Annotated in this window: 10 protein-coding genes and 1 pseudogene; 5 read left to right on the top strand and 6 right to left on the bottom strand. The window is 70.0% G+C overall.

The window, feature by feature from the left end:
• Together ABD841_RS02790 and ABD841_RS02785 are read right to left on the bottom strand one after the other, a co-directional pair.
• Window positions 1-426, bottom strand: a pseudogene (locus ABD841_RS02790) (hypothetical protein); the annotation flags it as partial.
• Window positions 427-545: 119 nt separating this feature from the next.
• Window positions 546-1613 (bottom strand): PucR family transcriptional regulator, encoded by a 1068-nt coding sequence (locus tag ABD841_RS02785; protein WP_344967460.1) that lies wholly within the window; start codon window positions 1611-1613, stop codon window positions 546-548.
• 94 nt (window positions 1614-1707) lie between these two features.
• Here ABD841_RS02785 and ABD841_RS02780 point away from each other — a divergent pair, with 94 nt between their 5' ends.
• Together ABD841_RS02780 and pruA are read left to right on the top strand one after the other, a co-directional pair.
• Window positions 1708-2634 carry a proline dehydrogenase family protein gene (locus ABD841_RS02780; RefSeq protein WP_344967458.1) on the top strand — a complete coding sequence of 309 codons (927 nt, stop codon included), beginning with the start codon at window positions 1708-1710 and terminating at the stop codon, window positions 2632-2634.
• Entirely contained in the window at window positions 2634-4259 is a 1626-nt protein-coding gene (gene pruA, locus ABD841_RS02775) for an L-glutamate gamma-semialdehyde dehydrogenase (RefSeq protein WP_344967456.1), read from the top strand. Before ABD841_RS02780 ends, pruA begins: the two co-directional genes overlap by 1 nt.
• Before the next feature lie 250 nt (window positions 4260-4509).
• Here pruA and ABD841_RS02770 read toward each other — a convergent pair whose 3' ends face one another.
• On the bottom strand, window positions 4510-4923 hold the full coding sequence (locus ABD841_RS02770; RefSeq protein ID WP_344967454.1) for a type II toxin-antitoxin system VapC family toxin: 414 nt from the start codon (window positions 4921-4923) through the stop codon (window positions 4510-4512).
• Window positions 4920-5144: a FitA-like ribbon-helix-helix domain-containing protein gene (locus ABD841_RS02765; RefSeq protein WP_344967452.1), complete on the bottom strand. Its 225-nt coding sequence runs from the start codon at window positions 5142-5144 to the stop codon at window positions 4920-4922. The genes ABD841_RS02770 and ABD841_RS02765 overlap by 4 nt, the downstream gene beginning before the upstream one ends.
• A 429-nt stretch (window positions 5145-5573) precedes the next feature.
• Here ABD841_RS02765 and ABD841_RS02760 point away from each other — a divergent pair, with 429 nt between their 5' ends.
• Window positions 5574-6650 (top strand): leucine-rich repeat domain-containing protein, encoded by a 1077-nt coding sequence (locus ABD841_RS02760; protein ID WP_344967450.1) that lies wholly within the window; start codon window positions 5574-5576, stop codon window positions 6648-6650.
• A 317-nt stretch (window positions 6651-6967) separates the two neighbouring features.
• Here ABD841_RS02760 and ABD841_RS02755 read toward each other — a convergent pair whose 3' ends face one another.
• Window positions 6968-7693, bottom strand: coding sequence for a class I SAM-dependent methyltransferase (locus tag ABD841_RS02755; RefSeq protein WP_344967448.1), 726 nt, complete (start codon window positions 7691-7693; stop codon window positions 6968-6970).
• Between the two features lie 23 nt (window positions 7694-7716).
• On the bottom strand, window positions 7717-8736 hold the full coding sequence (locus ABD841_RS02750) for an NAD-dependent epimerase/dehydratase family protein (RefSeq protein ID WP_344967447.1): 1020 nt from the start codon (window positions 8734-8736) through the stop codon (window positions 7717-7719).
• 134 nt (window positions 8737-8870) lie between these two features.
• Between ABD841_RS02750 and ABD841_RS02745 the strand changes: the two genes are divergently transcribed.
• Both ABD841_RS02745 and ABD841_RS02740 read left to right on the top strand, forming a co-directional pair.
• Window positions 8871-9896 (top strand): radical SAM/SPASM domain-containing protein, encoded by a 1026-nt coding sequence (locus tag ABD841_RS02745; protein ID WP_344967445.1) that lies wholly within the window; start codon window positions 8871-8873, stop codon window positions 9894-9896.
• Window positions 9893-11488 (top strand): carbamoyltransferase C-terminal domain-containing protein, encoded by a 1596-nt coding sequence (locus ABD841_RS02740; protein WP_344967443.1) that lies wholly within the window; start codon window positions 9893-9895, stop codon window positions 11486-11488. Before ABD841_RS02745 ends, ABD841_RS02740 begins: the two co-directional genes overlap by 4 nt.
• Window positions 11489-11509 lie beyond the last annotated feature (21 nt).

Raw genomic sequence — 11509 nt, 5'->3', positions numbered from 1 at the left:
CCGCCGGCCCGTCGCGGCGGCCCCGGCGCAGAGGGCGGCGGCGCCCGCGCCCAGCGCGGCGAGCGTGGCGGCGACCCTGCCCTGTACGACGGCCGTCCTGCCGGTCGCCGACCGCACGGCCCGGCCCAGCCCGGCGGCCGTCCCGAGCAGCAGGACGGTGATCACCGCGAGGACGGCGATCCTCGTCGCCTGGTCCATCCGGTCCCAGCTCAGGCCGACGAAGACGGCGGCGCCCGCCAGGACGAGCCCTCCGCCGACGTAGGCGACGATCTCGCTCCACGGGGCCGCGCCGCCGGTCCGGCCGCCCCCGCGGGCGCGCAGCGCCTCGTCCACGGCGCGGGCGACCGGCTCGACCTGCTCGGCGCGGAGCTCGCCGGACTCCACCAGCCGGGCCAGCGCCCGGCGTACGGGGTCAACGTCGTTCATGTCCGGAATGGTGGCATGGCCCCCTTTGCAGCTACATCCCCCAACATGATGATGAAAGATCATTCAATACAATGACAAAAGATGACAAAAGCAGACATATTGCCTACAAGGAGCGGCGGTCACAGCAGACGGGCCGCCTTGAGGCCGAGGTGGAGCAGGAGCCGGTCCTCCCCGTCGGCCAGGTCTCGGCCGGTGAGCCGCTCGGCCTTGGCCAGCCGGTAGTAGAGCGTCTGGCGGTGCACGCCGAGCGCGGCGGCGGTCCCCTGGACGTGACCGGCGCGGTCGAGGTAGCCCTCCACGGTCCTGGCCAGCTCCGGGTCACCGGCCAGGGCGCCGGCCTCCCCGGCCACCTCCCGCAGCTCGGCCGGGGACATGCGGGCGAGCGTCCGGTAGACGCCGAGACCGGACCAGACCGCGACGGGCGCGAGGGCGGGCACGCGCCCGGCCACCCGCAGCGCGCGCACGGCCTCCCGCCAGCTCCGCCAGGCCTGCGCGGGGTCGGCCCGGGGGTCGCCGACGCCGGCCACGGTGGCGTACATGGCCTGGATCCGGCGGGCCAGCTCCCCCGCCTGACCGGCCGGGGCGAGGAGCGCGACCACCGGCTCGTCCCCGGCGTCGAAGGCCGGGTCGGCGAGGACGCCGCGCGGGAGCGTCCACAGGGCGGCGACCCGGTCCGGCGAGCCGCGGACGGCGATCGCCGCCACCGGGCCGCGCAGGTCGAGCCGGCCCAGCGCCCAGGAGCGCTCCTCGGCGTCGGTCGAGAACAACTCCCGCAGGTTCCTGCCCAGGTCCTGACGGCGACGGGCCTCCTGGGCGAGGACCGCGGCCGCCCGGGCGACCAGGTTCGCCACCGAGGCGAGGGCCTCGTCGTCGAGCGTGCCGTCGTCGAGCAGCCACAGGTAGCCGTAGGTGACGTCGTGGTGCCGGAGCGGCACGCACACCCGGGCGAGCACCCCCAGGTCGGCGTCGGCCGGGATGCGCACGGGCCCACGGGCGACGGCGATGCCGTACTCCTCGAAGTAGCGGCGCACCTTCTCCGTCGCGCGGCGGCGGAGGATGGACTCCTGGCGCACCCTGTCGATGTTCCCGCTCTGCGCGGCGTACGCCAGAAGCTGGAAGGAACGGTCCTCCAGGGTGGCCGAGGCACCGAGCCTGGCCGCTATCTCGTCGACTGTCTCCTGCAGCACCCCACCATTGTTGTGCATTTGTATGAACACTTCTCCCGCCGATCGTGGCAGATGCACATGATGGTCCGCTGAGCTGGAGATTTAGGGTGAAAGCATGCTCGGTTCCCTACTTCTCGGCGTATCCCGGGTGCCGCTGGTCCGGCGCGCGGTGTCCGGTGTGCCGCTGACACGCAAGGTCGTCGACCGGTTCGTCGCCGGTGAGACGACCCGGGACGCGGTCGAGGCGGTCCGCAGGCTGACCGCCGCCGGTCTCACCGCCACCGTCGACCACCTGGGCGAGGAGACGAAGGACGCCGCGGCCGCCGCCCAGACGGCCGGGGCGTACGCCGTGCTGCTCGACGCGCTGAGCGGACTGGGGCTCGGCGACCGCGCCGAGGTGTCGGTGAAGCTCTCCGCGGTCGGCCAGGCGCTCGGCTCCGACGGCGACAAGATCGCCCTGGAGAACGCCCGGCGGATCTGCGAGGCCGCCCGCGCCGCCGGCGCGAACGTGACCCTGGACATGGAGGACCACACCACGGTCGACTCCACGCTGGAGATCCTGCGGGCACTGCGCGAGGACTTCCCCGCCACCGGTGTCGCGATCCAGTCCTACCTGTTCCGCAGCGAGGCCGACTGCCGCGACCTGGCGCACGAGGGCTCGCGGGTCCGCCTGGTCAAGGGCGCCTACGCCGAGCCCGCCTCGGTGGCGCACCAGAGCAGGAGCGAGGTCGACAAGGCCTACGTGCGCTGCCTGCGGATCCTCATGGCGGGGGCGGGCTACCCGATGGTGGCGACGCACGACGACCGCCTGATCTCGATCACCGAGACCCTCGCCGACCGGTTCGGGCGCTCCCGGGGCGGTTACGAGTACCAGATGCTCTACGGGATCCGCACCGACAAGCAGCAGGCCCTGGCGGGTGCGGGGCACACCGTGCGCGTCTACGTCCCCTACGGCGACGACTGGTACGGCTACTTCATGCGCCGGCTGGCCGAACGCCCGGCGAACATCGCCTTCTTTCTTCGCGCCCTTGGAGGCAAGTGATGGATGCCATCTCCACCGTCCCGACCCCGGCCAACGAGCCGGTGCTCGGCTACGCGCCCGGCAGCGCGGAGCGTGCCGCGCTCGAGAACCGCATCAAGGAGCTGGCCGGCGCCCAGCTGGACCTGACGATGACGATCGACGGCGAGCAGCGGATGGGCGGCGGCGCCTCGATCGACGTGGTCCAGCCGCACAACCACGCCTCCGTGCTGGGCCGCACGGCCGAGGCCACCGCCGACGACGTGCGGGCCGCGATCGACGCCGCGCTGAAGGCCGCGCCCGCCTGGCGCGCGCTCCCCTTCGACGAGCGGGCCGCGATCTTCCTGCGCGCCGCCGAGCTGCTGGCCGGGCCGTACCGGCAGACGCTGAACGGCGCGACGGTCCTGGGCCAGTCCAAGTCCGCGCAGCAGGCCGAGATCGACTCCGCCTGCGAGCTGATCGACTTCCTGCGCTTCAACGTGGCCTACGCGCGCCAGCTCTACGCCGACCAGCCGCTCTCCACCTCCAGCGCGTGGAACCGCATGGAGTACCGCCCGCTGGAGGGCTTCGTCCTGGCGATCACGCCGTTCAACTTCACCGCGATCGCCGGGAACCTGCCGACGGCTCCGGCCCTGATGGGCAACGTCGTCGTCTGGAAGCCCTCCCCCACCCAGCAGTTCGCCGCGCACTTCACCATGCGCCTGCTGGAGGAGGCCGGGCTCCCGCCGGGCGTCATCAACATGGTGACCGGGAACGGCGCCGCCGTCTCCGAGGTCGCGACGACCCACCCGGACCTGGCGGGGATCCACTTCACCGGCTCCACCGCCACCTTCCAGCACCTGTGGTCCACGGTCGGCGCCAACATCACCGGGTACCGGTCCTACCCGCGCCTGGTCGGCGAGACCGGCGGCAAGGACTTCGTGCTGGCCCACCCCTCGGCCGACCCCGCGGTGCTGACCACCGCGCTGGTCCGCGGCGCGTTCGAGTACCAGGGGCAGAAGTGCTCGGCCGCCTCCCGCGCGTACGTGCCGCGCTCGGTCTGGTCGGCGATCCGCGACGAGCTGGTCGCCACCGCCGAGTCGCTGACCATCGGCGACGTGGCCGCCGACCTGTCCACCTTCATGGGCGCGGTCATCGACGGCCGGGCGTTCGCCAAGCACAAGGCGGCGATCGACCGGGCCCGCTCGCTCGACTCGATCAACGTGCTGACCGGCTCGTACGACGACTCCACCGGCTACTTCGTGAAGCCGACCATCCTGGAGTCGGCCGACCCGACGGACGAGATCTTCGCCAGGGAGTACTTCGGGCCGATCCTCGGCGTGCACGTCTACGACGACGCGGACTTCGACACGGTCATGGACCAGATGGAGAGCGTCTCCCAGTACGCCCTGACCGGCTCGATCATCGCCCGGGACCGCTACGCGATCGCCTCGGCGTCCGAGAGGCTGCGCTTCGCGGCGGGCAACTTCTACGTCAACGACAAGCCCACCGGCGCGGTCGTCGGCCAGCAGCCCTTCGGCGGCGCCCGCTCCTCGGGCACCAACGACAAGGCCGGGTCGATCCTCAACCTGATCCGCTGGGTCAACGCCCGCACCATCAAGGAGACGTTCGTCCCGCCGACCGACCACCGCTACCCGCACATGGGCTGACACCCCGCAGAGCGGGTGGCAGCAGCCCAGCCTCAAGTCGCCGGGCTTCCCCGAGTGACCACCTCACGGCAAAAGCGATGCCCGGGTCTCGAATCGGAGGCTCGGGCATCGGTCTTGCCGACCGCAGCGCCGCTCATCCACGATCTATCCTCGACGCATCAAGCCCGGCCAGACCGTGATGATCGACATCATGGAGAACCCGGTGGAATCCACCGTGGACCGTCCGGGGGCCAACGCATTGCAGGAGGATCTACACCGGCGGTGGCGGGTAGCGGTGGATCTCCGCCCGATGCCCGGTCGAGCCGGCGAACTTGGCGTCGTCGGTGAGCAGCGGCACACCCAGCAGCTCGGCGAGAGCCACATACATGCCGTCGTAGGCGGTGAGGTTGTTGCGCAGCTCCAGCACCCGCCGCTGCAGGGGCAGCATGGGATGTCGAGTGATCTTGAGCTGGGCGTAGCGTTCCAGCATGACCTGGGCCCGCGCTTGGGAGATGCGCACCTCCGGCTTGCCGGTGATCACATGTCCGCGCACCCCCGAGGCGATCTCCACGTCGATCAACGCCGGGGCGTGCACCTTGCGAGCCATCCGCCGACGGAGAAGGTCGTCGCCTTTCACGTTGGCCAGGAGGCGAAAGACGACGGAGGCGTCGACGACCAGGCTCACCGGTGCCCCTCGCGCATCGTCTCGCGGACGAAGTCGGGGTCGTACGGCACCGGCTCATCAGTAGCGATCTTGGCCATCACCTCGTCCAGCGTCGGAGTGGAGGCCTCCTCGTTCAGCAGGTCGCGCACATAGGCCGTCAGCGACTTGCCCTCACGCTCAGCCCTCGCCTTCAGCGTCAGCTCGGTCTCGTCGGGGACGTCCCGGATCTGTATGGTTCCCATGCACCCATTTCAGCATGCATCCTGCATGCATTCCCGATGGCGGGACCACATCATTCCGGGCTCATGAGCGCCTCACCAACCTGAGAGTTTGCCGACAAAGGGATTTGGCGTGGGGTCTGGGTCAGCAGACCGCAGGGGTGTGGTCCTCATCGGGTTGTTGAGTCGCGAATGGGAGCGGGCTCCCGGTAGCGGGGCTGATCGACAATGGAACGGCCAGTGGCGTCAGCGAGCCGACACGGGCGGAGTTGCCGCCATCCACCGTTCCGATGTCGCTCAAGGCCCGGCCCCGATCCGGTCCGGCCTTCTCCCCGATGCGCTGGAGTGATCTACAAGTCGTTTCCCAGTACCGGCCCTTAGCCTCGTCACCGGCTCTCGTATCCGGCGCGACAGGGCCAAGCTCGAAGACATCGGCAACGACGAGGAGAAGACATGGTCAGGCCCGAAGACGGCCAGTCGGTCGCCGCCGAACTGATCAGCGACTGCCTGCGAGACGGATCGACCACACTCGACCTGTCCCGTCTCTGCCTGGAGACGATTCCCGAATCGCTCACCGCCCTCACTCACCTGACCGCACTCGACCTGCGCGTCAACAAGCTGACGGTCCTGCCCGAGTGGCTGGGCGACCTCACCGCCCTCACCTTCCTCGACCTGGGCTACAACAAGCTGACCGCTCCGCCCGAGTGGCTGGGCAACCTCACCGCCCTCACCACACTCGACCTGAGCGGTAACGAGCTGACCGTCCTGCCCGAGTGGCTGGGCAACCTCACTCACCTGACCGAGCTCAACCTGTACGGTAGCGAGCTGACCGCTCTGCCCGAGTGGCTGGGCAACCTCACTCACCTGACCAGGCTCGACCTGTTCGGTAACGAACTGACCGTCCTGCCTGATTCGCTGGGCGACCTCACCGCCCTCACCTTCCTCGACCTGGGCGGTAACGAACTGACCGCCCTGCCCGAGTCACTGGGCAACCTCACTCACCTGACCGAGCTCAACCTCTACGACAACAAACTGACCGTCCTGCCCGAATGTCTGGGTCACCTCACCGCCCTCACCACGCTCGACCTGAGCGGTAGCGACCTGCGCGATAGCGACCTGAGCAGTAACGAACTGACCGTCCTGCCCGAATGGTTGGGCAACCTCACCGCCCTCACCACACTCCACCTGAGCTGTAACGAACTGACCGCCCTGCCCGAGTCACTGGGCAACCTCACTCACCTGACCGAGCTCTACCTCTACGACAACAAACTGACCGTCCTGCCCGAGTGTCTGGGTCACCTCACCGCCCTCACCACGCTCGACCTGCGCTACAACAAGCTGACCGCCCTGCCCGAGTCACTGGGCAACCTCACCGCCCTCACCACACTCCACCTGAGCGGTAACAAACTGACCGCCCTGCCCGAGTCACTGGGCAACCTCACTCACCTGACCGACCTCGGCCTGGGCTACAACAAACTGACCGCTCTGCCGGAGTCGCCGGCCGACCACCGCTACCCGCACATGGGCTGACGTTCCGCATGCCGGTCGGCAGCCCGGTGTGAAGACACCTGTCTACCGCGAACGGATCGAGACGAACAGCGGCGTCCCCCGCACCGCCACGACATCCGCCCCGGCCCACACCGCGCCGTCATCGAGCCGGTACGGCCCGGCCCGCGAACCGTGCGGGAACATCGACCCTGAGTACCGGGAGCATCCCGGACTCCCTGAACGCGTACGGCGGTGGCGGGTGGCGGTGGATCTCCCCCTATGCGCGGTCGAGCCGGCGAACCCGGCGTCGTCGGTGAGCAGAGGCACGTCCGGCAGTTCGGCGAGGGCTCGGGCTCCGCTCAGCACACCCCGGAGGCCGAGCAGGTGAGGACGATGGTGCCCACGGGGCCGTCGGCCTCGTCCCTGATCACCTGGATCCGGTCGAAGCCCGCGTCTCGGAGCGCGGTCAGGAGCGACGCGCGGTCGAACCACAGGACCCGCTCGGCCAGCCCGCGCAGGCGCGGCTCGGAGTAGGTCTCGCTGACGGTCTTGACCGTGTACCCGCCGACCGTGTGGGTTTCCGCCCGCCGGTTCCAGTAGTGGGTCTGCAGGTAGAGGCGACCGGTGACCTTCCGCAGGTCGGCGAGCGTCTCCCAGGGCCGGGTCAGGTGGTAGAGCAGCCCGGCGCACATGACCGCGTCGAACTCCCCGAGCTCCCCGAGATCCATGGTCTCGACGTCGCCGAGCAGCAGCCGCACCTCGGTCAGCCCGTGAAGCTCCATGACGAACCGGGCGCGCGCCAGGTTCTCCGCGCGTCCTTCGATCCCCACCACCTCGGTGCCCGGCCGGGCCGCCAGGTGCACGGTGTCGGCACCCTCCAGGATCCCCAGCTCCAGGATCCGCGCGGCGCCCGGGAACGCTTCGAAGAACTCCGCCACCCGCTGCCGGTGCAGCGCCGTGCGCGGCTCGATCTCGTGGGTCACCACGGTCCCGTTCGCCCGGGGGTAGACCGCGCCCCCGAACTCGAAGCTGCTCACCCAGGGCCCCAGCTCGGCCGCGCGACGCTCGATCTCGGACGGCTCCATGGCCGGCTCCCTCCGCGCGCCGCTCATGACGAGGCCAGCCGGTTCTCGACGTGGCGGGCCCATTCCGGCAGGAGCCGCTCGTCCACCTCGTGCCGGAGCACCGAGTGCAGCTTCTGCGCACCGTGCTCCCGGGCCCAGGCGGCGGTCCTGCCCAGCCCCACCTCCAGCGGGGTGTCCTCCCAGTCGCCCATCAGCTCCCGGGCGAGGGAACTGTCGGTGAACGCCACCCGCACCTCGTCCCGGACGGGCAGGTTCACGATGGGGTGCTCGGGGACCCCCATCGCGACACGCACGGCATCGGCGAGCTCGGCCACGGTGTAGGTGCGGCGGGCACCGAGGTTGAGGGCCCGGCCCCACACCTCCGGTATCCCCGGGGCGGCGACGAGCCGGTCCACGATGTCCTGCACGTAGGTGAACGCGCGCACCTGGCCGCCGTCGCCGTAGACGGTGATCGGCTCGTCGCGGAGGATCTGGTTGAGGAAGATCGCGACGGCGTTGCGATAGGGGTCGCGCATGCTCTGCCACTCGCCGTAGACATTGTGCAGCCGCACCGAGAGGGATTTCAGGCCCTGCATCCGCTGTGTGACCTCGAGCTCGCGCTCGCAGGTGAGCTTGGCGATACCGTAGCTGTCCGCCGGGGCGGGGATATCGGACTCGCGCATGGGGGTGCGTCCCGCCCCGTAGACGGCGACCGACGAAACGAACAGAAAGAAACCCGCTCCGCAGTTCAGCGCGGCGTTCACCAGATTAACGGTGCCGAGCACGTTCGTCTCATAGTTGAAACGCTTGACGACATGGCTGATGCCTTCGGCCGCGAATGCGGCCAGATGGAACACCCCGTCGAACCGGCACCGCTCGAAGAGTTCGTCCACCAGCGCCACGTCACAGACCGAGCCCACCACGAGCTCCGCTTCACCGGCCCGTTCGCGGGTGCCGCCGGAGAGGTCGTCGAGCACCACGACCCGGTGCCCCCGGAGCATCAGCGACTCTACCAAATACGAGCCTATGAAACCGGCTCCCCCGGTGACCAGGTAATGCGCCACGTGACCTCCGTCAAGACTGGCGATCGGCTTTTCCGGCACCCGACTTTGACATTCGGCGACTCCGGATGACAAGTATTCAGTACCTCATATGAATGTGATATCTGTGTTGCCCGGTCCGTTTATGGAGAGACACCATGACTGAGACGCATCACGGGCGGAAACAACGTTTCCTCTCCTCTGTGGAAGCGCGTTCCGTCAAGCTCGACGGGCTGCCCACCGAGGTCACGATCGAGATCACCAGTCGCTGCCAGCTCGCCTGCCTGACCTGTCCCCGCGAGACGCTCTTCAAAGACCTCGTCCACAACCGCGAGATGGAGTGGGAGCTCTTCGAACGGCTCGCCCGCCGGTACGTGCCGCACCTGGACTACCTCGACCTCGCCGGGGGCCTCGGCGAGCCGCTGCTGTACTCGCGCTTCGCCGACGCGGTGAAGCTGGCGCGTTCCCTCAACCCGGACGCGTTCATCTCCCTGTGCACCAACGCCTGCCTGCCGCGGACGGTCCGGGCGCTCGAACCGGTCCTCGGCGACCTCACCGAGCTGCGGATCTCCATCGACGCGGTGGAGGACGAGTTCGAGAGGATCGTGGGCCAGGCCGGTGTGTGGCCGAAGTTCCGGCGCATCGTGGGCGAGCTGATCCCGCTGTGCGAGAAGAACGGCACCCGGCTCCGCTTCAACAGCGTGGTCACCCCGGAGAACTTCGCCGGAATGCCCGCGGTGGTGTCCACGCTCGCCGAGTGGGGGGGCAGGTCGCTGTTCGTCAACGGCATGAACCTGGCGGCGACCGACATCGGCCTGGACCGGTACGACTTCTACGTCACCGACGAGTACGCCGAGGCGATGACCGCCCTCGTGGAGCAGGGACGGCGGCACGGGATCGAGGTCGACTGGCACGACCAGCGCACCATCACCGGTTTCGAGAGCTGCAAGGCGCCCTGGAACAACTTCTACATCGCCTGGAACGGCCTGCTGGCGGCCTGCTGCGCCAAGCCGTTCCCCGAACTGCTCAACTTCGGGCACGTCGAAAACCCGAACCTGGAGGAGCGCATCAACGACGAGGGCCTCATAGAGTTCCGCCGGCTCTCCCTGCTCAACCAGAGCCCGGACTTCTGCCGGTCCTGCGGAGCCCAGCACCGCGCGTACGCGAAGGGGAGCACCCCATGACGTGGATACTCGGAGTCAACGTGCCCCCGGTGGGCTGGCACGACACCGCCGCCTGCCTGGTCGACGAGACCGGCCGGGTCTACGCCATGGCCGAGGAGGAGAGGTTCACCCGGACCAAGCACGGAGTCCACGAGCAGCCGCTGAACGCGGTCTCGTTCGTGCTGGAGTCCGCGGGCGTCGCGCCGGCCGACGTGGACGTCGTCGCGGTCGGCTGGGACGTCCCGCGCATGTACGGCGTGCACGCGATGCGGTGGGGCTTCGGCGGCCCCGACGCGCTCCTGCGGGCCATCGGCCTGACCGGTACGGGCCGCCGGCCCGACGTGGTCTTCGTCGACCATCACCGCGCGCACGCGGTGTCCGGGCTGTACGCGGCGGGTGTGGCCGAGGCCGCGGTCCTGGTGGTCGACGGGAACGGCGAGGACGAGTCGGCCAGCCTGTTCGAGGCCCGGCGCGGCCGCCCGATGGTGCGAAGGCGCCGCTGGTCGCGGGTACGGTCCCTGGGCATCATGTACGCGGCCGTCTCCCAGGCGCTGGGCTTCGGCATCCTCGGCGCGGGCAAGACCATGGGCCTGGCCTCCTACGGCAGGGACGGCGGCGTGGAGCCCTGGCAACTGCTCGACGACGACCTCACCCCGCCGTTCGCGCACACCGACGAGGACTCCTACGACCAGGTGCTGGAATCCTGGGTCGAGCACATCGGCGGGCTGCTGGGCCGCACCTCGCTCACCGTGGACACCGACACGCTGGACAAGGTGCCGGAAGCCGTACGGCTGGCGTGGAGCGCGCAGCACACGGTCGAACGGGCGATCGCGGCGATGGTGGCCCGGGCACGCGAGGAGACCGGGCTGGAGGACGTCTGCCTGGCCGGTGGGGTGGCGCTGAACTGCTCGGCCAACGGCATGCTCCCGCAGCCCGTCCACGCCCCGCCCATCCCGCACGACGCGGGCGTGGCGCTGGGCGCCGCCTGGAGCCTGTGCGACGGGCGGCCCGGGGGCCCGCTCGACCCCTACCTGGGGTCGCCCGTCCTCCGCGCCGGCGAGGAGCTCCCGGTCGCGTCGGAGCCGCTGCGGGTCGACCGCGTGGTGGAGCTGCTGTGCCGCGGTGCGATCGGCGCGCTGGCGGTCGGCCGGGCCGAGGTCGGCCCGCGCGCGCTGGGGCACCGGTCGATCATCGCCCTCCCGTCCGCCGTCGAGGTGCGCGACGAGATCAACCTCACCAAGGGCCGTGAGCACTGGCGGCCGCTGGCCCCGGTGGCGCGGGTCCAGGACGCGGGCCGGTTCTGGTCCGAACGGCCCACGCTGCAGCGGTACATGCTCGGCGCGACTCAGGTCACCGCCGAGGCGAGGGCGGTCATGCCCGCGGCCGTGCACGTGGACGGCTCGGTCCGGGCGCAGGTCGTGGACGAGCGTGCGGGGCTGATCCACGAGCTGCTGGGCGCGCTGTCGGACGCGGGGGTACCGCCCGTACTGATCAACACCTCGTTGAACACGCGCGGCGAGCCGCTGGTGAACACGGCCACGGAGGCGCTGAGAGCCTTCGACGCGATCGGGCTGGACTTCGTCGTGGTCGGCGACCGGCTCGTCGTACGCTGACCGGCCGGGGACGCGCGAGCG

The sequence above is a fragment of the Streptosporangium fragile genome (genome assembly GCF_039534445.1).
Lineage (GTDB): Bacteria > Actinomycetota > Actinomycetes > Streptosporangiales > Streptosporangiaceae > Streptosporangium > Streptosporangium fragile.
Note: the sequence above shows the minus strand (reverse complement) of the source record. Positions and strands in the feature narration are given on the sequence as shown.